The 25,315-nt window shown below is 73.1% G+C and carries 24 protein-coding genes; 15 read left to right on the forward strand and 9 right to left on the reverse strand.

Translation table 11 applies throughout. The annotated features are described in order from the left end of the window. Positions 1 to 281 precede the first annotated feature (281 nt). Positions 282 to 509 (forward strand): DUF6458 family protein, encoded by a 228-nt coding sequence (locus tag MUU72_RS04725; protein WP_248011817.1) that lies wholly within the window; start codon positions 282 to 284, stop codon positions 507 to 509. 535 nt (positions 510 to 1,044) lie between these two features. Then, positions 1,045 to 1,473, forward strand: a complete 429-nt coding sequence (locus MUU72_RS04730; RefSeq protein WP_248011818.1) for a VOC family protein — start codon at positions 1,045 to 1,047, stop codon at positions 1,471 to 1,473. Positions 1,474 to 1,555: 82 nt separating this feature from the next. Here the strand turns inward: MUU72_RS04730 and MUU72_RS04735 are convergent, their stop codons facing one another. Continuing rightward, complete coding sequence (locus MUU72_RS04735; protein ID WP_372502981.1) at positions 1,556 to 1,732, reverse strand: hypothetical protein; 177 nt, start codon at positions 1,730 to 1,732, stop codon at positions 1,556 to 1,558. 577 nt (positions 1,733 to 2,309) lie between these two features. On the opposite strand from MUU72_RS04735, the gene MUU72_RS04740 reads away from it, so the two are divergent. From MUU72_RS04740 to MUU72_RS04760, 5 genes are all read left to right on the forward strand, one after another. Then, positions 2,310 to 3,113 carry an ABC transporter ATP-binding protein gene (locus MUU72_RS04740; protein WP_248011819.1) on the forward strand — a complete coding sequence of 268 codons (804 nt, stop codon included), beginning with the start codon at positions 2,310 to 2,312 and terminating at the stop codon, positions 3,111 to 3,113. Continuing rightward, complete coding sequence (locus MUU72_RS04745; protein ID WP_248011820.1) at positions 3,113 to 5,623, forward strand: FtsX-like permease family protein; 2,511 nt, start codon at positions 3,113 to 3,115, stop codon at positions 5,621 to 5,623. The genes MUU72_RS04740 and MUU72_RS04745 overlap by 1 nt, the downstream gene beginning before the upstream one ends. Before the next feature lie 86 nt (positions 5,624 to 5,709). After that, positions 5,710 to 7,008: a sensor histidine kinase gene (locus MUU72_RS04750; RefSeq protein WP_248011821.1), complete on the forward strand. Its 1,299-nt coding sequence runs from the start codon at positions 5,710 to 5,712 to the stop codon at positions 7,006 to 7,008. Next, positions 6,972 to 7,616 (forward strand): response regulator, encoded by a 645-nt coding sequence (locus MUU72_RS04755; protein ID WP_248011822.1) that lies wholly within the window; start codon positions 6,972 to 6,974, stop codon positions 7,614 to 7,616. Before MUU72_RS04750 ends, MUU72_RS04755 begins: the two co-directional genes overlap by 37 nt. A gap of 107 nt (positions 7,617 to 7,723) precedes the next feature. Further along, positions 7,724 to 8,077: a VOC family protein gene (locus MUU72_RS04760; protein WP_248011823.1), complete on the forward strand. Its 354-nt coding sequence runs from the start codon at positions 7,724 to 7,726 to the stop codon at positions 8,075 to 8,077. 193 nt (positions 8,078 to 8,270) lie between these two features. Here the strand turns inward: MUU72_RS04760 and MUU72_RS04765 are convergent, their stop codons facing one another. Continuing rightward, positions 8,271 to 9,617: an MFS transporter gene (locus tag MUU72_RS04765; RefSeq protein ID WP_248011824.1), complete on the reverse strand. Its 1,347-nt coding sequence runs from the start codon at positions 9,615 to 9,617 to the stop codon at positions 8,271 to 8,273. Positions 9,618 to 10,035: 418 nt separating this feature from the next. On the opposite strand from MUU72_RS04765, the gene MUU72_RS04770 reads away from it, so the two are divergent. Continuing rightward, entirely contained in the window at positions 10,036 to 10,509 is a 474-nt protein-coding gene (locus tag MUU72_RS04770; protein WP_248011825.1) for a carboxymuconolactone decarboxylase family protein, read from the forward strand. A gap of 148 nt (positions 10,510 to 10,657) precedes the next feature. Here MUU72_RS04770 and MUU72_RS04775 read toward each other — a convergent pair whose 3' ends face one another. Together MUU72_RS04775 and MUU72_RS04780 are read right to left on the reverse strand one after the other, a co-directional pair. Beyond that, positions 10,658 to 11,707, reverse strand: a complete 1,050-nt coding sequence (locus tag MUU72_RS04775; protein ID WP_248011826.1) for an SMI1/KNR4 family protein — start codon at positions 11,705 to 11,707, stop codon at positions 10,658 to 10,660. Between the two features lie 116 nt (positions 11,708 to 11,823). Next, positions 11,824 to 12,720, reverse strand: a complete 897-nt coding sequence (locus MUU72_RS04780) for an NAD(P)-dependent oxidoreductase (RefSeq protein ID WP_248011827.1) — start codon at positions 12,718 to 12,720, stop codon at positions 11,824 to 11,826. A 412-nt stretch (positions 12,721 to 13,132) separates the two neighbouring features. On the opposite strand from MUU72_RS04780, the gene MUU72_RS04785 reads away from it, so the two are divergent. After that, positions 13,133 to 13,654, forward strand: coding sequence for a DUF4232 domain-containing protein (locus tag MUU72_RS04785; RefSeq protein WP_248011828.1), 522 nt, complete (start codon positions 13,133 to 13,135; stop codon positions 13,652 to 13,654). A gap of 188 nt (positions 13,655 to 13,842) precedes the next feature. Further along, positions 13,843 to 14,346, forward strand: coding sequence for a hypothetical protein (locus MUU72_RS04790; protein WP_248011829.1), 504 nt, complete (start codon positions 13,843 to 13,845; stop codon positions 14,344 to 14,346). Positions 14,347 to 14,485: 139 nt separating this feature from the next. On the opposite strand, the gene MUU72_RS04795 is transcribed toward MUU72_RS04790, so the two are convergent. Next, positions 14,486 to 14,734 (reverse strand): hypothetical protein, encoded by a 249-nt coding sequence (locus MUU72_RS04795; protein WP_248011830.1) that lies wholly within the window; start codon positions 14,732 to 14,734, stop codon positions 14,486 to 14,488. 574 nt (positions 14,735 to 15,308) lie between these two features. Then, a complete protein-coding gene (locus MUU72_RS35190; protein ID WP_282503624.1) occupies positions 15,309 to 18,086 on the reverse strand; it encodes an SCO7613 C-terminal domain-containing membrane protein in 2,778 nt (925 codons plus the stop codon). Positions 18,087 to 18,513: 427 nt separating this feature from the next. Between MUU72_RS35190 and MUU72_RS04810 the strand changes: the two genes are divergently transcribed. From MUU72_RS04810 to MUU72_RS04820, 3 genes are all read left to right on the forward strand, one after another. Continuing rightward, positions 18,514 to 19,446, forward strand: coding sequence for an alpha/beta fold hydrolase (locus MUU72_RS04810; protein WP_248011832.1), 933 nt, complete (start codon positions 18,514 to 18,516; stop codon positions 19,444 to 19,446). A 39-nt stretch (positions 19,447 to 19,485) separates the two neighbouring features. Then, positions 19,486 to 20,244, forward strand: a complete 759-nt coding sequence (locus MUU72_RS04815; RefSeq protein WP_248011833.1) for a MerR family transcriptional regulator — start codon at positions 19,486 to 19,488, stop codon at positions 20,242 to 20,244. 155 nt (positions 20,245 to 20,399) lie between these two features. After that, complete coding sequence (locus MUU72_RS04820; protein ID WP_248011834.1) at positions 20,400 to 20,933, forward strand: GNAT family N-acetyltransferase; 534 nt, start codon at positions 20,400 to 20,402, stop codon at positions 20,931 to 20,933. A 99-nt stretch (positions 20,934 to 21,032) separates the two neighbouring features. Here the strand turns inward: MUU72_RS04820 and MUU72_RS04825 are convergent, their stop codons facing one another. After that, on the reverse strand, positions 21,033 to 21,947 hold the full coding sequence (locus MUU72_RS04825; protein ID WP_248011835.1) for a cupin domain-containing protein: 915 nt from the start codon (positions 21,945 to 21,947) through the stop codon (positions 21,033 to 21,035). A gap of 440 nt (positions 21,948 to 22,387) precedes the next feature. Between MUU72_RS04825 and MUU72_RS04830 the strand changes: the two genes are divergently transcribed. Beyond that, a complete protein-coding gene (locus MUU72_RS04830; protein WP_248011836.1) occupies positions 22,388 to 22,954 on the forward strand; it encodes a DinB family protein in 567 nt (188 codons plus the stop codon). A gap of 306 nt (positions 22,955 to 23,260) precedes the next feature. Here the strand turns inward: MUU72_RS04830 and MUU72_RS04835 are convergent, their stop codons facing one another. Together MUU72_RS04835 and MUU72_RS04840 are read right to left on the reverse strand one after the other, a co-directional pair. Next, entirely contained in the window at positions 23,261 to 24,160 is a 900-nt protein-coding gene (locus tag MUU72_RS04835) for a phosphotriesterase family protein (RefSeq protein ID WP_248011837.1), read from the reverse strand. Beyond that, a complete protein-coding gene (locus MUU72_RS04840; protein ID WP_248011838.1) occupies positions 24,157 to 24,573 on the reverse strand; it encodes a carboxymuconolactone decarboxylase family protein in 417 nt (138 codons plus the stop codon). Before MUU72_RS04840 ends, MUU72_RS04835 begins: the two co-directional genes overlap by 4 nt. Before the next feature lie 99 nt (positions 24,574 to 24,672). On the opposite strand from MUU72_RS04840, the gene MUU72_RS04845 reads away from it, so the two are divergent. After that, a complete protein-coding gene (locus MUU72_RS04845; protein WP_248011839.1) occupies positions 24,673 to 25,263 on the forward strand; it encodes a CGNR zinc finger domain-containing protein in 591 nt (196 codons plus the stop codon). Positions 25,264 to 25,315 lie beyond the last annotated feature (52 nt).

The following is a 25,315-nucleotide window of genomic DNA, read 5'->3' on the forward strand; positions in this document are numbered from 1 at the left end:
CCGGTCGATCGGCGGGGCGGCCCGGCCCGCCCCCAGGCAGCGGACCGGCGGGGGAGGGACGACCGGTCACCGGCAGTGGGGACCGGCCGTCTCTGCGGCGCCGGCCTCAACTGCCGTACCGGTCTCGTGCGCGGTGGCCTGCCGGGTGGGTTCACGCGGCGCTTGCGGGGCTGCGGCGACGTGCTCCGGCCCTCGCCGCCCCCGGCCCGTATGACGCACGGGTGAGGGGGTACCCGGATGTCAAGCACACTTTGCTGTCAAGCGAAAGGGAGGCTGACACCATGGGTGTCGGTGGGTGCATAGTCTTGCTGGCGGTGGGAGCCATTCTCACCTTCGCCGTGGACTGGCACATGTCCGGAATCAATCTCCACCTGGTGGGTGTCATCCTGATGATCGTCGGCTTCATCGGCATCGCCACCTACGTGAGCATCCTGAAGCGCCGGCGCACCCAGCCGCCCCCGCCGGCCGCCCCGGTGGTGGACGTGGAGGAAACCCGCCGCTACCAGTAGCGGGCCGGCGCCGATCGCGCCGTTTGCGGCTCTGCACGCCGCGGCTCATGTCGCGGAGCCCGCAGACCTTCTGAGGGGAGGGGCAGACCATCCGGGGGGAGAGGCAGACGTTTTGAGGGAAGAGGCCGTCACCCGACTCGTGAGCCGGCCGGCCGCCCGCGCGCTGCGGCACGCATCCCTGCCGCAGCCACCCACTGACCCGGCGGCCTCACCCTCTGCCGCGGAAGTCCCTGAACAAGAAGACCCCCTCCTCGCGTTGAGGAGGGGGTCTTGGCTGGAGCGCCCGGCCGGCCTTGCACCTGCATCTCCCACCGGTTGGTGGACGTCTTTCCTTGGACCACGGACGCATGACTTCCACCCGCTGTTCGCGGGCCGAAGCTGCACCATGATCATACCGGATCTCCGGGGTGCCCCGATCACTTCGCCGTTGCCGGTCCGGCCTGACGGCCCCTTCCCCGGGGCACGGCGCGGCTCCCCTGGGAAGGGGAGCGGAAAGGGGCGGTAGCGACTCCAGTCTCCTTGGTACGGTGCAGCCATGCCGGGGATCAAGGAGTTCCAAGTCACCTTTGACTGTGCGGAACCCGAGCGTCTCGCTCGTTTCTGGTGCGAGGTGTTGGGGTACGTCGTACCGCCGCCACCGCAGGGGTGCGACACGTGGGAGGACTTCAGGCGTGCGCAGCCGCCGGAGCAGCGGGACGCGTGGTTCGCCTGTGTCGATCCCTCAGGTGTGGGCCCGCGACTGTTCTTTCAGCGCGTCCCCGAAGGGAAGGCAGCCAAGAACCGGGTGCATCTCGATGTACGGGTCGGCACCGGACTCGTGGGTGCAGAGCGCCTCGCCGCACTCGAAGCCGAAATGGCACGACTGCTCTCGCTCGGCGCCATCCATGTGCACACGCTGTACGACGGCAACGACGCGTGCATCCCGATGCTGGACATCGAGGGCAACGAGTTCTGCATCGACTGAGTACGCAGGGCGGGAGTCGCCCGGGTGCGGGCGGGGCGGCGCAGTCATGGCCGCCCCGCCCGTTTCGCCGGTGGGCGATGGCTCAATGCCTGGCAGGCCCTGCCTGGCCGTTGAGAGGCGATGCGGTGGTGGTGGCCGTGGTGGCGTCGTACGTGGCGCGGGCGGTGACGATGTCGGCCCGGTGGCGTTCGGCCCAGCCGACGAGCCCGGCGAGGGTTGCGTGGAGCGCGCGGGCCATCGGGGTGAGGCGGTATTCCACCTGGGGCGGCACCGTGGGGTAAACGGTCGGCGCCGCGTTCGGCCTCGCGGTCCTCAGCACGCTCGCCACCGCGCGCACCCAGGCCCTGCTGGACGACGGGGCGCCCACCGCCTCGGCACTCACCGGCGGTTACCGGCTCGCCTTCCGCGTCGGCGCCTGCCTCGTGGCCGTCGCGCTCCTCCTCGCCGCATCGGTGCTGCGATCCCCCGCCCCGGTACGACGTCCAGCGGAAGAGGAGGTACCCGTCGCCGAGCCCGCCGCCCACTGACCGGTCTGCGAAGCCGAGGCGGGCCGAGGGGCTGGCCCTCGACACGCCCGTGCCGAGGAAGCGGTCCCCGACAAGCCCATCGAGGTCTTGGCTTCGGGGAGGCGGCACGGCTCCCCCCGGACCACGACCGCGCCCGGCCTCCCCACCGCAGCGTTGCCGGACGCGTCCGGCCCCTGCCTGGCGCTCCCGGGTGGAGAAACCTCCACCTCGCACTGACCGGAGAATGCCAATGTGCCGCCGCTGCCGCGTTCGTAGTCTCCTGCGCAGACACCGCGTTCGCGGCGCGTCCATCTCACAGGGGAGCCGGCAGTGCACACTTCACAGGACCTCCGTACGGCGGAGGCGGTACGGCTGGACGCCGTGTCGAAGACCTACGGTCGAGGGGACGGCCAGGTGGCCGCGCTCCGCGGGCTCAGCGTGGGCTTCGGCGTCGGCACGTTCACCGCCGTGATGGGTCCGTCCGGATCCGGTAAGAGCACCTTCCTGCACTGCGCGGCGGGACTGGTCCCACCCACCTCGGGCAAGGTCACCGTCGGTGGCACCGACCTGTCCGGTCTGGACGACACCCAGCTGACCGCACTGCGCCGCGACCGCATCGGCTTCATCTTCCAGGCATTCAACCTGCTGCCGGCGCTGACCGTCCTGGAGAACCTCACGCTGCCGCTCCAACTGGCCCGACGGCGCCCCGACCGCGCCCTGATCCGCGAGGTCGTCCAGCGCGTGGGCCTGGCCGAGCGGCTCGGCCACCTGCCGGCGCAGCTCTCCGGCGGCCAGCAGCAGCGCGTCGCCCTCGCCCGCGCCCTGGTGACCCGCCCCGCCGTCGTCTTCGCCGACGAACCGACCGGCGCCCTCGACACCCGCACCGCCGCCTCCGTGCTCGCCCTGCTGCGCGAATCCGTCGACACCGCACACCAGACGCTCGTCATGGTCACCCACGACCCGGTCGCCGCCTCCTACGCCGACCGCGTCGTCTTCCTCGCCGACGGACGCATGGCCGGTGAACTGCACCGGCCGACCGCCGACGCCGTCGCCGCCCGCATGACCAGGCTCGGTGCCCGGGAGGACGACACCCCGCACACGCGGATGCCGCAGGTCTCCGGGGGGCGTTCGTGATGTGGCGCCTGGCACTGCGCACCCTGAAGCTCCGCAGGACGGGTTTCCTCGCGACGTTCCTCGCCATGTTCCTCGGCGCCGCCCTCGTCATCGGCTGCGGCGGCCTGATGGAGACGGGCGTCCGCATGGCGGCCGACCCGCAGCGGCTGACCGGCGCCCCGGTCGTCGTCACCGGTGGCCAGAGCTACGGCTCCGCCGCCCTGACCGAACGGCACCGCATCGACCCCGCCCTGGTCGACACCGTGGCCAGGGCCGACGGCGTCGGCACGGCCGTCGGCGACGTCTCCGTCCCGGCCACCGTCCTCAAGGACGGCAAGCCGCTGACCGGCAGCTCCCAGGCGTACGGACACGGCTGGGCCGCCGCCCGCCTCACCCCCTACCCCCTCGCCGCCGGTGCGTCCCCCGCCGCCGACCGCGACGTCGTCCTCGACCAGGCACTGGCGCGCCGCGCCGGCGCCGCTCCCGGGACCACGGTCGACATCGTCGTCAAGGGCACCACCCGGCAGTTCCGCGTCAGCGGTATCGCCGGGCAGCAGGGCGGCCGCAACCCGCACGCCGCCGTGTTCTTCACCGACACCGAGGCCCGCGCCCTCGCCGGCGGCCGGATCGACGCGATCGGCGTCGTCCCCGCCCCCGGCCGGAACGCCGCCGCCGTCGCGGACGCGGTGCGCGCCGCCGTCGGCGACCGCGCCGAGGTACTCACCGGCGAGCAGCGGGGCCTGGCCGAACTGCCCGGCGCCCTCGCCGGCAAGCGCACCGTCGTCATCCTCGCGGCCGTCTTCGGCTCCTCCGTCGTCCTCATCGTCATGTTCGGCGTGGCCGCCACCCTCGGCCTCTCCCTCCAGCAGCGCGCCCGCGAGATGGCCCTGCTGCGGGCCGTCGGCGCCACTCCGAACCAGCTGCGCCGCATGATCCTCGCCGAGACCGCCGTGCTGTCGGTGGGCTCGGTCCTGCTCGCCCTGGCCCCCGGGTACCTGCTCGGCAGGCTGCTGTTCGGCGCGCTGACCTCCAGCGGCGTCGTGGCGCCGGAGATCGTCTACCACGCCGGCCGGTTCCCGATGGCCGCAGGCGCACTCGTCACCGTCCTGGCCGCGGCCGGCGCCACCCGCATCGCCGGACGCAAGGCCGCCCGCACCGCACCGGTCGCCGCCCTCGCCGAAGTCACCGCGGACGCACGGTGGTTCACCGTGCCGCGCCTGCTGCTCGCCCTGTTCTTCCTCGCCAACGGCACCGGCCTCGCCGTCGCCACCGCCACCGTGCGGGAGGACGGACCCACCCTCGCCAGCACCGCCGGCCCCGCCTCCGTACTGTTCTGCATCGGCCTCGCCCTGCTCGCCCCCGGCATCACCAAGGCCCTGCTGGCCGTGCTCGGCCCGCCGGTGCGCGCCCTGTCCGGCCTGGCCGGGCAACTCGCCCTGCGCAACGCCGCCACCGCGAGCGTCCGCACCGCAGGTGCCGTCGCGCCGATCGTCCTGCTCATCGGCATCGCCACCGGCACCCTGTACATGCAGTCCACCGAGGACCAGGTCTCCCGCACCTCCTACGACCGCACCATCCTCGCCGACTACGTCCTCGACTCCACGACGGGCGGCTTCGCCCCGGACGCCGTGGCCCAGGTGCGTGCCACGCCCGGTGTGCGCGCGGCCTGCGAACTCGTCGTCAGCCGCGGCTTCGTGGACCGCCCGGACGGCCCGGCCGACGCCGAGCTGCGCGGCGTCTCCGCCGGGGGCGTGCACCAGAACCTCGACCTGCCCGTCGTCGCCGGTTCCCTGGCCGACCTGCGCGGCGACACCGTCGCCCTGTCCGACAAGCAGGCCGGTGCGTACGGCGTGCACCTCGGCGACCGGCTGCCGCTGCACCTCGGCGACGGCACCGCCGTACGCCCCACCGTCGTCGCCCTCTACGCCGACAACCCCCAGCAGGAGTACCTGACCCTGCCCGCCGCCACCCTCGCCCCGCACACCGGCGACGGACTCCCGCACCAGATCCTGGTGCGCACCGAGCCCGGCAGCGCCCCCGGCGTCCACGAGCGCCTCGCCGCGCTGGCCGCCCAACTGCCCGGCACCGAACTGGACGTCAGCTCCTCGCTCGCCGGCCGCACCCACCAGATCCAGCAGATCCTGGCCCCCGCCAACTACACCATCGTCGCGGTGATCGTCGGATACGCCGCGCTCACCGTCCTCAACACCCTGGTGTCCGTCACCCGCACCCGGCGCGCGGAATTCGGCCTGCAACGGCTCACCGGCGCGACCCGCCGCCAGGTGCTCGCCATGCTCACCGCCGAGGGCGTCCTGATCGGGGCCGTCGCCACCGTGCTCGGCACCCTCGCCTCCGCGACGACCCTCGTCCCCTACAGCCTCGTCAAGAGCGGCTCATGGCTGCCGTCCGGTCCCCTCGGCAGCTACCTCGCCCTCGTCGGCGGCTCGCTGCTGCTGGTGTTCGGCGCCACCCTGCTGCCCGCCTGGCGCGGGATGCGCACCCCGGCCGTGGACGCGGTGAAGGCCGCGTGAGCCACCCCCCGACCGGGCCGTCCCCGCTCCCCCCGAGCGGGGCCGGCCCCGTCATGACGCACCCGGCGGAAGGGGAAGATGAGCACATGAAGACAGTGCCGGTCGCCTGGCGGGACCGCCTCCACCGCGCCGCCCTGGACACCCTGATCGGCGTGGCCGTCGCCAGCGGAGCCCTGCTGTCGGTCGTCCTCTTCGTCACCACCGCCTACTTCCTGATCATCTCCCTGATCGGCATCGGATTCCTCGCCCTGCCCTACTGCACCCGCGCCGTGCGCCGGCTGGCCGACCTCAACCGGCGCGCCGCGGCGCACTCCGGCGTCCCGGTGGAGCGGCCCTACCGGCCCGCGCCGGAGGTGATCGAGAAAGACATCGTCGGCTGGATGCGCCGCTGCAAGTGGATCCTGACCGACCCCGCCACCTGGCGGGACCTGCTGTGGCTGCTGCTCAACGGCGTCGTCGGACTGCTCGGTTTCGTACCGGCCGGCCTGCTCTACTACGCCGGGGAGGGGTTGTTCCTGGCCTGCGGCCTGTGGCGGCCCGTCGCCGCGGGCGGCGAGGGCCGCTGGTACGCCTTCGTCACCGTCGGCAGCTGGCCGGCCGCGGCCGCCGCGGCCGTGCTCGCACTCGTCGTACTCACCGCCTGGGTGTTCCTCGGCCCGCTCGTCCTCACGGCATACGCCCACTTCACCCGCTTCCTGCTCGGCCCGACCCGGCAGTCCCAACTCACTTCCCGTGTCCAGCAGTTGTCGGAGGCGCGCTCCGGTGCCCTCGACATCCAGGCCGCCGAACTGCGCCGCATCGAACGCGACCTGCACGACGGCGCACAGGCCCGACTGGTCAGCCTGGGGCTCCAACTCGGCGCCGTGGAACGGAAGCTGGCCAAGGACCCCGAAGAGGCCCGGCGGATGCTGCGCGAGGCCCGTACCTCCTCCGTGCAGGCCCTGGGCGAACTCCGCGACCTGGTCCGCGGCATCCACCCGCCGGTCCTCGCCGAACGCGGCCTCGCCGACGCCCTGCGCGCCCTCGGCCTGGCCAGTCCGCTGCGGGTCACCGTGGTCGCGGACCTGCCCGAGCGGCTGCCCGACCCGGTCGAGTCCGCCGTCTACTTCGCCGTCGCGGAGCTGCTCACCAACGTCCTCAAACACGCCGACGCGCACACCGCGGAGGTGATCGCCTGGTGCGCGGACACCGCCCTGCACGTGCGCGTCACCGACGACGGCCACGGCGGCGCCGACACGTCGGCCGGCAGCGGCCTGGAGGGCATCCGGCGGCGACTGGCATCCTTTGACGGCACCCTGGAGATCGACAGCCCGCCGGGCGGTCCGACCGTGATGAAGCTGGAGCTACCGTGCGCGTTGTCCTCGCCGAAGACCTCTTCCTCCTGAGGCAGGGGATCATCCAGTTGCTGGAGGCGTACGACATCGAGGTGGTCGCCGCCGTCGACAACGGCACCGACCTCGCCGCCGCGCTCACCGCACACCGCCCCGACCTCGCCATCGTCGACGTACGCCTGCCACCCACCTTCACCACCGAGGGCCTCCAGGCCGCCCTGCGCGCCCGCCGCGAGCGGCCCGGCCTGCCCATCCTCGTCCTGTCCCAGCACGTCGAGCAGCTCTACGCCCGCGAACTGCTGGCCGACGGCACCGGCGGCATCGGCTATCTGCTCAAGGACAGCGTGCTGGACGACGAGCAGTTCATCGACGCCGTACGACGGGTCGCCGCCGGCGGCACCGCCATGGACCCCTCCGTCGTCGCCCAGTTGATGACCAGTCACTCCCGCGACGAGCCGCTGGCCGCGCTCACCGGACGCGAACGCGAGGTGCTGGGACTGATGGCCGAGGGCTGCTCGAACACGGCGATCGCCCAGCGCCTCACCATCACCGAGGGAGCGGCCGCGAAACACATCTCCAACATCTTCACCAAGCTGGTACTGCCCCCGTCCGGCGACAGCAACCGGCGCGTCCTGGCGGTACTCGCCTACCTCAACGCCTGAGCCGCCCGCGCTGCGGATGGCCGCGCCCCCTGCAAGGCACCGCGCCGACGTGAGCCGAACCGACCGTACCCACCACCCGATCCGACCTGCCCCGGAGTGATCAGTCGATGGCCGTTCGCCGTGTAGTCCCCACCATCCGTACAACGCCAGGCGCTGACCAGCAGAACCGGGATTTCTACGGCTTGCTGGGCTTCGAGGAGGTCATGAACCACGGCTGGATCATGACACTGGCCTCGCCGTCCAGCTCGTCGGCGCAGATCAGCTTCATGGCCGGGGACAAGACGGCGCCGGTCACCCCCGACCTGAGCGTGGAGGTGGACGACGTGGACGCGGCCTACGCGGTGCTGCGGGCCGGCGGCGCGGAGATCCTTCACCCCCTCCAGGACGAGGAGTGGGGCGTGCGGAGGTTCTTCGTCCGCGATCCCAACGGGCGGGTCGTCAACGTGCTGGGCCACCGCTGAGGGCACCGTCCCGTCGTAGCGGCGGCCGCCGGCCCCTCCGGACGTGTGCCGGTCGTACCGGTCGGGCCACGCCACCGGCCGGTTGACGACCGGACGACCGGACGACCGGACGGCCTGACGGCCTGGCGACGGGCTCGGCTCCTGCCTGACCGGACTCCGACACGGCGCCGAGGACCCGCCCGGCCCGCCCGACTCATACCTGGCAACCACCGCCCTGCGGCGCCCGTGACGCGCCCGGTTCGCGCGGCTCGGGTGGCTCGCACGGCTCGTGCCTGGGTACGGTGCGCCGGACGACGAGGCCGGCGGTCAGGCAGACGGCACCGGCGACAGCCAGGCCCGAAGCCGGGCCGAGGGCTGTCATCATCCCGGTGGCGGCGGCCAGGGTGCACGTTTCCAGGCTCATCCGCGCCGTACTGAACAGGGCGGCGCCGGATCCGCCGCGATCGGACGGCACGTACGCCAGTGCCTGCCCGTCCGGGACGCCTTCGGTCAGTCCCAGGCACAGTCCGCACACCCCGGCCGCCAGGAGGAGGACGAGGGGCTGGCTGAGGACCTGGAGAACGCCGGCAGCGGCGGCGCAGGCGAACAGCCCGGTGGTGACCAGCTGCCGGGCCCGTCGGCGCGCCAGCCGGGACGCCAGCAGCGGGAGCACCGTCGACGGCACGGTCAGCAGGCTGAGCATGACCGCTGTCCCGGCCGGGCCCACGCCCTGGGACGAGCCGAGCTGCGGCAGGGCGGTCAACCCCACCACCAGCATCCCCATCAAGGCGCCCGTCGCCACCGCGTACGCGCGATAGGCGGGAATCCGCAACAGGTCCAACGGGATGGCGGGAAGGGGCGCGCGCCGTTCGACGCGCACCAGGCCGAGGGCGGCGACGGCCGCCAGGACGACCAGCCCGGTCGGCCCCCACCAGGGGACGCCCGTGCCGAAGCCCAGCCCGAGTGCCGTCACCACGGCGGCGACCAGCGTGCCGAACAGCACCGCGCCGGCAAGGTCGAAACGGCCGGGCAGCTCGGGGCTGCGCAGGCCCGGGAGCCCGACCGTGGCCAAGGCGGCCAGACCGGCGAGCGCCCCCGGCACGGCGAACACGAGCGGCCACCCTCCGATCGCCATGAGCGCCTGGCCGACGACCGGCCCCAACGCCAGGCTGCTGCCCAGCACGGCGCCCGCGTAGCCGTACACCCGTCGCCGATCCTCAGGCGGGTACACGGCCAGGACCAGCGACGACCCGCCGGAGGCACACATCGCCGCCCCGACGCCGGCGAGCGCCCGAAGCGCCACCAAGGTCGGCAGGTCGGGGGCGAGCGCGGACAGCATCCCAGTGGTCGCTACGACGAGGGTGCCGGCGGCGAAGAAGCGGGAGCGGGCGACACGATCCGCCACCGCCCCGGCCAGCAGCAGCGCCGCGGCGAACATCCCGTTGTACGCGACGACGATCCACGGGCCCAGCGCGGGCGCGCCGGGCAACTGCGCGGTGACGTCAGGTACCGCTGCGGTCCCACCCGTGATGGCGAGCGGGAACACCGCATCAGAGATCAAGGCGGCCGCAAGGGCACGCCGACGGTGACGACGAGACAGGACAACCATCGCTGCGCTCCGGAACAGAGGGAATCCGAGCGCCACAAAGGCGCTCCTGGCCTGGCCGAGGGTCAGGAGCGACGACGATGAACCGGGGTCACGCGCCGCCGCTCTCGCGACGGCGCACCGTGTCTGTTTCGGGCACGAGCCCACGCTAGCAGGCACGTTGACCACGTGTTCGAGCGTCCGGCGCAATGACCCGTACCCAAGACGCTGCGCTGCCACGGAGGCACCCGGCATGGCAGGCCCGGCAGGCCCGGCAGGCCCGGTACGGCGCGGACGGGGGAGACGCAGATCACTTTCCCGCGTGTCACACGCGGGAGGGCCACGACGTCTCAAGGATGTAATCCCCACACCGCGAACGAAACAGGAGCGCACCATGGAAGCCCGCTTGAACCCCATGACCAGCCCGGTCGCCGCCAAGGCCATGAAGCACCTCATCGCGGCGCACAAGGCACTTGCGGAGTCGGCCGTGCCGCCGGCCACGCGCGAACTGGTGATGCTCCGCGCCAGTCAGATCAACGGCTGCTCCGGATGCGTCGACATGCACACCAAGGAGGCCGCCGCGGCCGGGGAGACCGCTGTGCGCCTCAACCTGGTGGCTGCCTGGCGCGAGGCCACGGTGTTCACCGAAGCCGAACGTGCGGCGCTGGAACTGGCCGAAGAGGGCACCCGTCTCGCCGACGCGGCCGGCGGCGTCAGCGACGAGGTCTGGGCGAACGCCGCCAAGCACTACGACGAGGACCAACTCGCCGATCTGGTGGTCCAGATCGCCCTCATCAACGCCTTCAACCGCGGCAACGTCATCACCCAGCAGCCCGCCGGCCACTACCGGGTGGGCCAGGTCCACTGACGGACCGACGGCGGCCGCTGCCGTTCCGTGCGGTGCGGCAACGCCGGCGCCGGACGCACGCCCCAGGCACCGCTCCACCGAGCCCGGGACGTGCGTCCGGGCCCGCCGCCCCAGGACGGCCCCCCGCCCCGCTCCCGGCCCGTCGATCTCACTCCTCGCGTTCGTAGCTGGCGAACCAATGCCTGTCGAAGTAGCGGGCCGTGGAGAAGGGGTGCCGGCGATCGGTGAGCATGCGGTAGATGAATTCGGCCGTCGTACCGTCGAAGCGTACCCAGGAGTCAGGAACGTCCTCCGTGACGAGGACGGGCCACCGGTCGGGATCGCTCCCCTCCGTGAGCCAGAAGAACTGGTCGGCCTGCTCGGTGCTGCCCCACTGCAACAACCCTCCGGGGGCCGGGTACAGCTCGTAGGGATCCCACAGCCCGCTCCGGCTGCCGGCGGCCCACTCGCGCAGCCACTCGGCGTTTCGCACGAGGTCGGAACTCCGGAAACCAGCGCCGGGTACGTGCAGTTCGAGGTATTCGTCGAAGGCGCCGTGCCCGAACAGCTCAACGAGCTGTTTGTAATCGCTGGGGAGCGCGGTTCCGAGCCTGGTCTCGGTCTCCGCCCAGTCGATACTCCGCATACCGGAGACACCCTGCCCCGTAACGGCCACCACGCCGTCCACCCAGGAAGATCCCTCCGGTACGTCCACCGTCGGCTCCTGCCCTTCCGCGACGAGCACCACGGGCCGTATGCCGTCGTCGGAACGGAGGGTGCCGCAGCCGATCCACCGCCCCGCGTGCGTCCAGGCACGCATCTCGACGAGCCGTTCGCCGAACGGAGTCAGGAGCGGAAGCCCCGTACGCCGGGTAAGGGTCGGATCGGCGTACCCGTCCATGGCGAGATTGCGCGGATGCCCATAGCGACCGCTCAACGCTTCCCGGACGGCGGCCAGGCTGACCCCCTCCGCGGGCAAAGCCAGGCAGACATGACCGTCCGGGTGCCCGGTCACCTCACACCGGAGCTCACCCGTGTCCGCCCAGGCCAGACGGTGGACGGCGGCGAGGAACCCCTGCTGATCCCGCCCCCCTGCTCGCCCTTCCGGCCCCGCCTCCTCCCCCTGCTCCGCGGACTGCCGATCACGCTCACCCTCCCCCTGATCAGAGATCCGCTCACACTGCCGTTCACGATGTCGTTCACGATGCCGTCCGTTCATGGCCGGCATTGAAGCCGGGTGCCACTGACATCGCCGCAACCGCCCTCGCCGCCCCTTGCGGTTGCCTGAGCGCGCCCGGAGCCGTCACGACAGGGACCGGCGACCGCAGCCGAGGGTCATGCCTCACGTCGCGGTGTGCGGATCCCGTCGATGATCCGGGCCCACCCGTCAGCGCCGTGACCATCCGCGAGGGCGCGGTGGTACTGGGCTTGTACGGCCCGCGGAAGAGCGGTGTCGATGCCCACGGCCTCGCTGGACGCCTGGATGTGATCCGCGCTGGCGCCCATCATGGTGATGGTGCTCCTGTCGCCCGGATACGCGCCGGAGTCGATCTGCCTGCCGAGGCGGTCGATGCCCTCTGTGGCGATCATGTCGGGAATCGCCCGGAAAAGCTGCATGACCTCGGGGAGAAATGCCTCAGCGGTGATTCCCGCGGACCCGACCAGAGCAGTAGCGTGCGCGAACCCCGAAAGCGTGGTGAGGAAGACATCGAGATGCGCCTGGTACATCAACTGCGCGCGGCCGGGGTCCTCTCCGAGGAATCGCGGCTCACCGATACCGGCGAGCGTGGCGCGGTGGACGCCGAAGGCTTCCTCGTCACCGCTGAAGAACACGTACGAGCGGTCAGTGCCGATCATGTGCCCCGGGACCATCACCCCACCGGTCAGGAACGCCGCGCCGTGCGACTGCGCCCAGCTCGCGGCCTCGCGGGTGGCATCCGGCGTATCGGAACTGAGATTGGCCAAGGTGCGCCCGGCCAGGGAGGCCGTCACCTCGCCGAGGATGTCCCACATCGCCCGGTAATCGGTCAGGCTGAGAATGACCAGGTCGCTGGCTGCCAGGGCCTCGGCGGGTGTGGCGGCGAGTCGCGCACCGGCCGCGACCACGTCTGCCGCTCGGCTCGGCGTGCGGTTCCACACCGTGACCGGGTGCCCGGCCGTGAGCAGGGTCCGGGTGATGGCCTGGCCTATCGGCCCGAGGCCGAGCACGGTGACGGGTGGGGGAGTGGACATGCGCAGTTCTCCTGGTCCGGGGGAGGGAGGAAGCTCGGTGCGGTGCGAACCAGATCAGCCTTACCGCTGCCACCGCCCACCGGAAGTACCCACTGAATAGTGCGGTACATACCTGCGGGTAAGTGCCCGGACCCGGGGACGGGGGGCGAGAGGCGTGCGCGTGCGTGTCAAGTTCCCCGGCGCCGCGGGGCGTTACGCGGGCCGTGCCGGGTTCCGTACCGCCGGCGAACCCGCCCGGCCGCCCACCGCGGCGAGCCGTGCATGCACGCGTTCCGGTCGTGGGGGAGTGGGTGGTTGGCGGAGTCGTGACCGTCTTATGACATTTGCCGCTCTGGTTCCTGGGGAGGGATGGGGTGATCAGGGTGCTCGGGGAACATCCCTGCAACATCGACCGTTGAACGGAGTGTTCGTGATGCGTACCGTCCAGAAGATTGCCGCCACCGCTGCCGCCGTTGTGCTGGTAGGCGCGGCGGGAGGGGGAGTGGCGCAGGCGGCGTCACCGACCGGCGCGGCCGTGGCGGCGGGCCAGGGGGCGCCTTCCTCGTGCCGTCCGGCCAACCACCTCACCAAGATCACCGAGGGGCCCGCCACCTCCGGACACCACCACTACCGCGTCACATTGGTCGCGGCGCCCGGTTACGAACCGTGCCGGCTGGCCGGCTCACCGACCGGCGTGCGCTTCTCCCACCACGGCTCTCCGGTCGGCGTCACCGCCGGCCGATACGGCCCGCAGAACGCGGTGGTGACCTTCGGCCCCGGCCACCCGGTCCACTTCGACATCCAGGTGCCCAACAGCCCTGCCGGCGCCCCCGCCGACGAGGCCGCCTTCACGCTCCGGACTCCGGACGGGGTGATCCCCGGAGAGTCCACGGCCTACGGCCGGCTCACCGTCGACATCGGAACGGCCATCGGCCCTGTCCAGCCCGGAGCTTGATTCCCCCCGGAGCCTGACCCTCCGCGGAGCCTGACCAACCACGGAGCTCGACCGTCCCCGGAGCTCGACCGTCCCCGGAGCCGGGCCTCGTCCACGAACTGGCGGAGTGCCTGAAGACCGGCCGGGCCGCCATCGTCGCCGCCCGCCACCTCGGCCGCAACGGCATACGGACCCCCGAGATCACCGACTTGCTGCTCAACGCGGCGCAGAGCACCGACTCCTCGCTGAGTACCGCAGCAGCCGTGTCCCACTACCAGCTGACCGGCGACCCCGCCACAGCGCTGCACACCTTCGCACGGGTGCTGACGGCCCGCGGCCGGACCCCCTGGTACCTGAGCAGCCTGCCGCCGCTGGGCAAGGCCGCCGCTCCGCTGCTGCCCCTCATCGAGCCGCTGCTGGACACCGGGAGCGAGTGGACGCGGATGGCCGCCGCCGAGGCCCACCACTGGATCACCGGGGCCCCGGATCGTGCCGTACCGGTCCTCGCCGAACTGGTCGGCCCCACCCCGGTCGGCCTCCGCGCCCTCAAGGCCCTCGCTGCCACCGGCCGGGCGCCGGAGGAACTCCGTCCCACCCTCCGCGCCCTGGCCTTCTCCCCGACCCGGCTGCTCAGCGACTCGCCCTTCTCCGGCCCCGACCACCCGGACGAAGAACTCCGCGCCGCGGCCCGGACATTGCTCACTGCCGGCTAGCCACCCCGAGGGACGCCAGTGGTGTCGCTGGTGCTGCTGGTGCTGCTGGTGTCCGCCGGTGTGCGCGGGGGCTGCCTGGGGGAACGGGGTGCGCCCCGCCGACGCCGTTCGTCGGCGGGGCGGGGCGCGGCCCGCTCAGTCAGGCGGAGTGGTGGAGAACGGTGACCGTGGCCGTGTGGTGCAGGCCGGTGTCGGCCCGTGCCGGGGCGCCGTGCGCCGGCCGCGGGGACGGCGGTTGCGGGTCGGGGGCGCCGTGGAAGTGGGTTCCGATCCAGTAACCGATCAGCAGCCCGACGACGCCGAAGACCTTGTGCCGGTTGGCCTTCCACCAGGAGGGCGGGGTGGGTTCGGTGAGAACGCCGAAAACGGTCTGGGTCGGTCTCGCCAAGGTCATCTCCTATCTGGTCGGGGTGGGGTCCCGTGGGGGAGTGGACGACGAGCGGGCGCAGGGCCGAACCCCGCAGGACGAGGGCGGTTGGGCGAGGGCTCGTGCGGAAGCGCCGTTGGCGGGGCTCGTGGCCCCCACCGACTCGAGGTGGCGGCGTTCCGAGCGGTTCGGATGGGCGTGGACGGGGAGACAGGTACGGCGGGGATTGATCGGCGACGGCCCACAGGCTGCGATGCGTCGTGGTGTAAATCTGCACGCGTAGCACGGCGGCGAACAACTGGTTTATGGCAAGCGGTAGATCGTCCGACCCGGCGCCCACCGCCCACGGGGCGCTGCGCAGACCCGCTGTCGGGTGACGCGAACCGTTCAGCCGTCACCGGGCGTTGAGGAGTGGCGGCGGCGCCGGGTTGCTCCTGATGTCGGGCGATCTCGATCGATCCACTGCGCGCACTCGGGCGGGAAAGTGAGGGCGAGGATTCGGGCGAACGCGGCCGGCCCGGGCGGCTTCGGGGCCCACCCCCACCCTCACCCCCACCCTCTTCCCCCTCGTCACCCCCCCACGGTCACCCCACCCTCACCGCATCCCGCGCACCGTGTCGCGCAGGCGTCGGGCCTGTTCCCATCGCCTTTCGTAGGTGGCTCCGAGGAGCAGCAGGAGCAGGCCGGCCGCGGCCAGCGGGACCCAGCGGGGGAGGAGGCCGAGGGCCTGGACCACGGTGGGGGCGAGTTCGTGCAGGCCGACGAGGACGAGTACGAACCCGCCGATGACCAAGGGGGCCTGTAGCCGCGTGCGGACGCCGACAACCGTCGCCAGCAGGGCGGCCGTGCCCAGGAGCAGCGGACGTGCCCCGTGCTGGTCGTTCCAGGTGGCGGCCAGGCTCGGGAGCATGGTGGCGCACAGGCCGCTGCCGTACGCGGGCCAGGAGCCCACCTCGGGGTCGCGACTCCGGTGGCGGTGGCCGATGACCAGGGCGGCTGCGGTGACCGGCAGGGTGTACGCCTCGGGGGAGGAGACCCCGGCCAGCGCCAGACGCACCCAGGAGGAGGCGATGAGCAGGGCGATCCCGGCGAGCAGGGCGCGACGGCGGTCCGGGCGCAGCGCGATGGCCAGGCCCGCGACGCCGGCCACGGCCAGGGCCAGGCTCAGCGAGCCGGGGTGATCGGCCGTCAGGGCGAGGGCGATGGCCGCCACGGCGTACCCGCCGCCTTCGACCGTCACGGAGAGCTGTTCCCGCCCCGCCCCCCGGTGCCAGGCCGCCGCGGCGCAGGCGGAGGTGAGCGCGACCGCGAGAACCGCGAACGCGGTGACGTGCCGGGGCAGACCGGCCGTCACCGCGCCCGCGACCGCTTCCCCACCCAGGGCCAGGACGGCGAACGCGCCCGCGACAGGCGCGATTGCCCGTTGCGCGGTCCGGGCCGTCGGAGCGGACAGGACGTGGGCGAGCACCGCGGCCAACCCCGCCAACACGCCCCACACCGTGAGCGTGGCGGGCCGGTCGGCCAGCGACCACAGCAGCGCCGGCGCACCGGCGGCGCTCAGGACCACCAGCCGCCAGGCCAGCGCGGCGCCCGGTCGGCGCACGAGGTCCACCACCATGGCGACGACCCCCGCTGCGGCGACCGCGAGCACCCCCTCGTACGGCAGTCCGACGGCCACGGGCAGCAGGAGCAGCGCGGGGACGGCGGCCAGGACCGAGGCGCTGCGCAGGACGTCCGCCAGGCGGTCGGTGCGACCCCCACCGGCGGCGGTACGGGCCCGCAGCACAGCCATGACGGCCAGGACCGCGGCGGACAGCCACAGCACGGTCAGCGGCGCGGGCGCGAACTGCCAGTGCCATGGCGCCCGGTGGCCGCTGACCCACAGCTCTGCGCCGGCGATGACGGGCCGGAGGACGGCGTACGCGAGGTTCGGCAGCACCGCGGCACCGCACAGCGCCAGGGCGGCCGACGCGGCAGCCAGTCCTCCCACCGCGGCCGCGGCTTCGGGCGGCGGCCCTGACGGCTTCTCCCCTGCGGTGCCGGACGGCCCTCCCACCGGCGGCCCGGCCGGCCCACCCGCTGGCACGCCGGCCGGCCCACCCGCTGGCACCTCGGACGCGCCGTCCGCCGGTAGCCGGGCAGGGCCGTCCGCCGATAGCCCCGCAGGGCCGTTCACCGGTGCTCCGGACGACGGCCCGCCCGCCGGTGTACCGGGCGGCCCTACCACCGCGGGCTCGGCCCACCGTCCGTGCCGGGCGCAGGACACCGCCGCCCCCATCGCGATCAGCGCCGCCGGTGCCGCGTATCCGGCCGGTGCCCAACCCCAGGGCACGACGTGCCGCAACCCGGCGCCGACGCCCACGACGACGGCCACCACGGCCACGCCCGCACCGCCGGAGCGCAGCGCGAACGGCAACCCGCGCACACCACGGCCCAGCCCCGCGCCCAGCAGCGCCAGCAGTCCCAGCGGCACCCAGGCCCGCATCACCTCGGGCAGCGACGTGGCGCCCACCGCGCACCCCACCGCAAGCATCCCGCCGAGCAGCGCCCACCCCGCCGCGGCCGCCCGGCCCCCGGTGACCAGCGCGGCCACGGCCTTGTCGCCGCCCAGCCGCTCCCGGAACCCAGCGTGCCTGGCAGCGCCGGCTGCGAGCGCGTGCAGCACCGCGAAGTCCACCACGGCCGTGGCGGTGGCCGCGGTCGCGTAGTCCTCCAACTTTCCGCCCCACGCGGCGGCACCCAGCAGCCCGGGCAGTCGGGCCAGCAGGAATCCGGCGGGCAGCGGGAACCGGAGCCGCTGCCACCCGCCGTAGACCGCTGACCCCACCGCCGTCAGCGCAGTCAGCACCGCCCAGTAGCCCACCGCCCCGACGCGGTCCAGGCCGCCGAGTCCGGCCTGCCGGGCAGCGAACGCGTCCAGCAGCACCAGGGCGAGTCCCACCGCGGCCGATGCCTCGGCGGTGGCCGCCAGGCGGCGCCGCAGCAGCGGGCGGGGGAGTGCCAGCGCGCACACGGTCAGCGCGAACAGGACGGCCGCCCGCCCCCCGATGCCCAACCGCCCCCAACTCACCACCGTGAACACCAGCGCCGCCATGACCACCAGCGCCCCGCCGACGATCAGCAACGCGGTACGCGCGGACAGCGCGGAGACCTCCCGACCCGCGCCCGCCGTACCGCCGCCCTGCCGGGGAGCAGCCGGCCAGGAAAGCACGTCCCCAGGCACGGCGCCAGGCACCCCCGCCGGCGCGTCACGCCGTGCCCGCAGCCCGGCCAGCAACTCCGCACGCCGCTGGACCAGCCACTGCCGACGCGCCTCCAACCCGCTCAGCTCGACCGTGACCTGCCACAACGCGGCGGCATCCGGCCCACTCAACGGCAGCCTGCACCCCGTGCAGTACGCGGGCGGCCGCGCTCCCAAAGCCGTCCCGCAGTCCGGGCACCGTACCGAGTCCATGTGCATGGCGCGAGTATGCGCAGCCAGGCGACCACGGGCATGAGTACCCGTACTCAACCTCCCCGCCGCCGCCAGTCCCGCCCCCGGCCCACCCACCAGTCACCTTGGCCAAACGCCGTCCCCGCAGCCCAGGGCCATGCCTTGCGCCATTCCCACCCTGCGCGGTGAACCGAACCGCCCCTGCCACGCCGGACAAAAGCGGGTGGGGGCCCGGCTTCGCCGACCGCTCGGCGAGGGCCGCGACGGCACCCTGCCGACCGCCACCGTCCAGCCACCCCTCCCGCCGACCTCGGCCTGACCGCGGGGGGTTGACCCTGACCCTACGTCAGGGTTGGAGCATGATCGCATGACGAACGACAGCACGTCCTCGGACCGGCCCGCGCCGCCGGCCGGGGGCTTCCAGGAGATCGACGGCCGCCGCCTCTTCGTGCACCGCGCGGGCAGCGGCGGACCGGCCGTGGTGTTCCTGCCGGGCGCCGGCGCGGTCGGCCTCGACTACTTCGGGGTGCAGCAGCAGGTCGGGCAGTTCACCACCGCCGTGGTGTACGACCGCGGCGGCACCGGCTACAGCGACCCGATGCCGCTGCCGCGCCCCGCCGCCGCGGTCGCCACGGAACTGCACGACCTGCTGCACGCCCAGGACATCCCCGCCCCCTACGTCCTGGTGGCCCACTCCCTCGGTGGCTTCTACGCGCACCGGTTCGCGCAGCTGTACCCGCGGGACGTGGCCGGGCTCGTCTGGCTGGACGCCTTCCACCGTGACTGGGACGACGTCATGCCGCCCGCGGCACGCCTGGCCGCGGTCGAGCAGATGGCGCCCGACCAGGACCAACTGGAACGGATGCGCCCGGCCCTGCGCGAGGCGTTCGCGGAGTTGCTCGCCGAGTACCCGGAACACATCCGGCAGGCGCTGCTCGAAGCCAGGATGAGCGACGCATGGACCCGCGCCGGTATCGCCGAACGCAGCAGGTTGACTGATCTCGCCACCGAACTGCGGGCCGGGCCGGGCATCCCCGACGTCCCGGTGGTCGCCCTCACCGTGGTGGGCACCGACCCCGGCCAGCAGGCATCGACGTCCGAGCGGACGGGGCGGGAGACGCGGGAGATGCGGGACATGCGGGAGGGCCGGACGAGACTGGACGCGGCCTTGGCGAGCGCGGTCTCGCACGGGGAACAGCGCATCCTCTCCGACACCGCCCACCACCGGCTCTGCTTCGACCGCCCCGATGCCGTGGTCCAGGCAATCCGCGACGTCGTCGACCGGGCGGCTCGCCTCTAGACTCGGCACGACACGCTTCACCACGACGCGAGGAGGACGGTGCTCACGATCAGCCAGCTCGCGGCCACCGCCAACGTGACCGTGCGCACCGTCCGCCACTACCACCACATCGGCCTGCTGCCCGAGCCCGAGCGCGATGCCTCCGGCTACCGCCGCTACGGCGCGCAAGCGGCGGTGGACCTCATCCGGATCCGCACTCTCGCCGACGCCGGGGTGCCGCTGGCCCGCATCGACGCGCTGCTGCATGCCCAGCCCGACGAGTTCGACGCCGCCCTCACCGACATCGACGCCGCACTGCAACGCAAGATCGAGCAGCTCACCACGTACCGCCGCAGGATCACCGAACTGGCCGGCGGCGAACGGCTCGTTCTGCCGCCCGAGGTGGTCGCCCTCCTGGACCGGATGCGCGGCCTCGGGGTCAGCGAACGCCGGGTCCTGCTCGAACGCGACGCGTGGATCCTGATGCAGGCACTGGACCCGCACCTCGTGCCGCGGCGGATACGGGAGAAGAACGCCGGCTTCGACGACCCCGAGGCGACGCGCCTGTATCTCGCCTGCGACCAGTCAGTCGACTGGGACCCGGACGATCCACGCCTGGACCAGCTCATCGACGACCTGGACGCATGGGAGACCAGACACGAACGGGACAGCAGCCAGGCAGGCTATCCGAAGCTGGTCTCCGCCCGGGTCTGCGAGGCATCACCGGCCTGGCAACGCATCATCAGCGCCCTCACCCACCGCGCCGAACAACGCCACCGACACCGACCCGCCGCGCCGAACAACCGCCCCGACAGCTGACATCAGCACTCATCGGCCAACGACCGTGGCAGGATGCCGAGATGAACCCCCACCCGCCCCTCCCCGCAGTCGTTCCAACGGCCGATTCCGCCGTCACTCCCGCCGTCACTCCCGCCGTCATTCCCGCCGTCGTTCCCGCCGGCCGGATGGCCCGGATGGACCAGCCGGTGCTCGGCCTCCCGCACGGTCTGGAGCTGCGCCCCTGGCGCCCGTCCGACGCCGATGTCCTGCTGGCCGCCGGCCAGGACCCCGAAATCCGCCGGTGGAACCGTCTGCTGGTGGACACACCGCAGGACGCCCACCGGCGGATTGCCCGCATGCACGAGCGGTGGCAGGCCGAACTCAGTGCCGTCTGGGCCATCGCCCGACGGGAGGGCGAAGCCCTCGGACTGATCGGCTGGGGCGACATCGACCTCACCGGCGGCAGCGCCGAGATCCTCTACTGGATCCTCCCCGCAGCGCGCGGGGGCGGCGTCATGGTCGAGGCCACGAAACGCGTCAGCGAGTGGGCCCTGAACGACCTCGGCCTGCATCGCCTGAGGCTGTGTCACTCGGTGGCCAACCCGGCGTCCTGCCGCGTCGCGGTCAAGGCCGGCTACTCCTTCGAGGGCACCATGCGCAGCGCACTGCTGCACGCGGACGGCTGGCACGACGAACATCTCCACGCCCTCGTCCAAGGCGACCTCTGACCACCGCCGGCCAGGCAACCACCGAAAGAAGCCGCCGACCCCGACCCGGACCCCGCCTCCGAGGGTGGCCCCGCGCAGGTCAGCCGATGTCAGCCGAAGTCAGCCGAGATCGGTGTTGGTGAGGACCCGGCGCAGCACGTTCCAGGACAGATCGGAATAGGTGGCGAACTCCTTGCGCTCCTTGGTGAGTTCGTCGATGTACTCGAACTCGTCCCGGGAGGGGGTGCCGTCCGCCGCGAGAGCGGTCTCCCATTCGTTGAGATAGACGTGGAAGCTGGCGGCGAATTCTCCGGTCGCGCTCATGTACTCGGGACCGGTGGCACCGCCACCGCCGTCCATGGGGCAGAAGACCTTGTGGACGGCGTAGGTGTCGCCGTCCAGCCACGCGCACTGCCCGGGGGTGAGGGTGACCAGGCCCCGCTTGGGCGCGTTCCAGTCCAGGGCCTCGTACGACATCACCTCCAGCTGGCCGGCCAGGCAGTAGATGATGCCGGTGGTGTTGCCGTGGGAGTGGATCGGCGAGTAGTGCTGCGCCGGCCAGATCTCCAGGACGACGGGCGAGCCGATGTCACCGGGCGGCTCCTCGTCCGCCGACAGGTAGCCGAACTCGGTGGCCCAGTGGTCCCAGGTGCCGCGGCCGGTACAGGCCACACGGATGTAGGGCGGGTGGGTCTTGTCCAGGCGCGCCTTCTCCATCATGATCCGGCGCAGCAGGCCCGGCCCGGGCAGGCCGTCGAGCCCGGTCGGGGCGATGTGCTTGCGCATCGCCTCCACCTCCCACGCCGACAGGTGGATGTCGGCGGCCTTGCGGAACAGATCCATCACGACCGGCGGCACCATCAACTGCCTGACGTACTCATCGAACGCCGCCGGCTGGCCGATCACCAGTGACGGAGCGATGCCGGCCGCAGCCAGCCGCAGCCGCCGCTCCTCTTCCTTGGTGATGTGGAACGGGGGGCCGGGATCGGCGAGGGCCGCCGTGGTGGCGGACGGCGGCTGCTGGAGGGTGGTCACCGAATTGCTCCTCTCATAGGTGGACCGCCGCGAGCGAACACGGCCCGAACCAGCCGGCCCAGCCGGCCCGACCGCCCGGCGGCGGGCCCACGGAGGCCGAGCCGGGGCCGGGCCACGGTCAGGGCCGACCCCGGCAAGCTGTCTCCGGCGGGGGAGCACGCCTGGCGGACGCCGGGCCGTCCGTCGGGGAAGCGGCCCGCTGGGAGAAACCCGGATGCGGCGGTGCGCCCATGATGCGTCGCCGCGGGGTACGGGATCGCGTGTCGTGCGGTGACACGCGGAAGCGATGCTTCCTGCGGCCGCGTACGCGCCCCGGGGACCCACCACGGCACACGCCTCCGCCAGGCGCCCGCGGCCCATATAGGACACTCTCTGTCCGCCACAGCTCCTACCGTACGTATTCCTGACCGACGGAGCAGAAACCCCGGAAGGCGGCCCTCATGAGCATCGACCAGCAGCTGACGACCCCCGATCGCGACCACGCCCACGACTCGGCCGTCACCGGCGAGCGCTCCGACCTGCTGGAGACGCTCGCCAAGCACCGTCACTTCCTGCGCTTCACCACCCGTGACCTCACCGACGAGCAGGCCGGACTGCGGCCCACCGCCGGCGAACTGTGCCTGGGCGGCCTGATCAAGCACGTTGCCTCCGTCGAGCGGTCCTGGGCGGCCTTCATCCTCAACGGCGCTTCGGCCTTCGGGGACTTCACCGCCATGACGGAGGCGGACTGGGCGCAGCGCGCCGACGAGTTCCGGATGCTGCCCGGTGAAACGCTGGCCGGCGTCCTCGCCGACTACACCGAGGTGGCCCGCCGCACCGACGACCTCGTCGCCACGCTGCCGGACCTGAACGTCACGCAGCCGCTGCCGAAAGCCCCGTGGTTCGAACCCGGAGCCCAGTGGTCGGCCCGCCGCGTGGTGATGCACATCATCGCGGAGACCGCCCAGCACGCCGGCCACGCCGACATCCTCCGCGAGTCCCTGGACGGCGCAAAAACCATGGCCTGACCCCCGCCCCACCCGAGCCCCTCCAGCCTCCCTGGCCCTGGCCCCTGGCAGCTGGAGAAAGCCGGCGCCACATCGAGCTGAGGGCCGACGACAGCGCACGAGGCTCCGCGCAAGGGCTCGGCCCTGTGCCGTGTCCCGCGAAACCCGCGGACACGTCCGGCCGTGCACCCGCCGCCCGGCTACCACCGCCGCTACAGTGTCTGCTGTTACGCCACCGGGCGCATCCGCGCGCCTACGGCCGCTCTACAGCCGGCCGTTCGCCAACGGGCCCGCCGAGCCCGCCGGCTTCGGGCACGGCGGCGGAAGCTACCGCCAGTCGACGGCGAACGCGCGGGCCGGGTTGGTGACGTAAACGGCCGCGGCGACGTCCGGTCCGAGCTCCCGCTCGATGCGCGGCCGCAGGCCGGCGAGCAGGAACGGCATGCCGGGGCCGTCGGCGGTGGACCGGGCGGAGGCCAGTACGGTGTCGCCGCCCAGCAGCAGCCGGTCGGCGTGGCCGGCGTCGGCGAGCGCGCCCAGCGCACCCAGGAGCCGCCAGTCGGTGGGGTGGTGGGCGCGTGAGGGGCCGTCGAAGGCCAGGTAAGCGCCGGCCTCGGCGGCCTGCCGGTGCACGGCCGGGTCGGGGAAGCGGTGCAGGTGCCCCAGGATGACCCGGTGCGGTGGCACGCCGTGCGTGCCGCACAGCCGGTCGAGCACGTCGAGCGCGGCGCTCCCGGCCTCCAGGTGCACGCCGATGGGCGCGCCGGTGGCGTGGTGTGCCTCGGCGGCGGCCGCCATCACGTGGCGGGCGTGGCCGTCCAGCCGGTGGTACGCGCCCGCCACCTTGATCATTCCGGCGCGGACGGGCCCGGCGGTCAGCTCGCGGACGAACAGCTCCGCGAGCCCGCCCCGCACCTCCCGCAGCACCGCCTCGTCGTAGTGCCGGGCCTGGTGCATGCCGGTCGCGGCGACGACGTGGACGCCGGAGCGCCGCGACAGCCCCGGAAGGTCGGCCAGACGCGGCCCCATCCCCCACGGTGTCCACTGCGCCACCGCCCGCCCGCCGAGCGCCGCGAACGCCGTCAGTTCGCCGAGCGCCGCGTCGGCGTCGTCCAGTTCCTCCCCGGCGAGGACCGGCGAGCGGAGGAAGAGGTGGTCATGCGCATCGCACACACCGAGTTCACCGGGCGCGATGTCCCCGAGAACCGTCCGCACCGCGGGGCTCATCGGGCGTCCTCGCCGTCCACGGCGCTGGACGCGGTGGCGGCGACACGCAACCCCGCCAGCGCCCGCGGCACCCCCGCATACGGCGCCAGATGCACGAACACCTCGGCGACCTCCTGCCGCGTCATGCCCAGCCGCAACGCGGTACGCACATGGCCTGCGAGCTGCGGCTCCACGCCGCCGAGCGCGGCCAGCGCGGCGAGGTTGAGGAGCTGGCGGTCGCGCGGCGACAGCCCTTCGCGCCGGTAGGTGCCGCCGGACAGCGCGGTGACGATCCAGTCCGCGAACCCCGGCGCGGTCCGCTCCGGCCCCGGCAGCGCCGCCTGCTGCGTGGTCCCGTCCTGCACCACCTCCAGCAGGCGGTAGCCCGCCTCGCGGTCGAACCGCGCGGACGACACCTGATCCACGACCGTCATGCCCGTACCCCCGTCCCGTAGCCACACCCAGAGCATGTAACGCCTGAGCCGTTACAAGGACCGTAGCAGATGTAACGCACGAGGCGTTACGCTCTCGGTATGGCTTCCCGCGCCCCCGACGACAAGCTCGCGTTCCGCTTCGACTGCGGTGCCGTCTGGCTGAACCTGCTGGCCACCAAGGGCCGCAGCTTCAGCGACCGGCCGGTGGAACGGCTGACCACGCCCGCACGCCTCGCCACATGGCTCGACCACGGCGAACTCACCCCCGCACAGGCACCGGACGCGGACGACCTGGACCAGGCGCGCGCGGTGCGGGAGACGCTGCGCGCCCTGGCGCTCGCGACGGTCGACGAGCAGCCGCCACCAGCCGACGCGGTCGCGGACCTGGCTGCATTCCTGGCCGGGCACCGCGACCCGGTGCGGCTGGTGGCGGACGGCCGGCTGCGGCGCGAGCCGCCCGCCACGGCCGGTGACGCGCTCGCCCGCATCGCCCGCCAGGCCGTCGACCAGCTGACCGGCCCCGACCGGCTCGCACTGAAGAAGTGCCAGGAATCCGACTGCCACGGCGTGTTCATCGACCCTCCCGGCCGACGGCGCTGGTGCCCGTCCCCGGCCTGCGCCAGCCGCGGACGCGTACGGGCCCTGCGCGCCCGCCGCGCCGCGGACCCCACCCACACCACCGACGACTGAGCGCCCCGGACGCCAGACCGCCCAGACCGCCCAGACCGGAACGGACCGGCGA

The organism is Streptomyces rhizoryzae, assembly GCF_023155275.1.
Taxonomy (GTDB): Bacteria; Actinomycetota; Actinomycetes; order Streptomycetales; family Streptomycetaceae; genus Streptomyces; species Streptomyces rhizoryzae.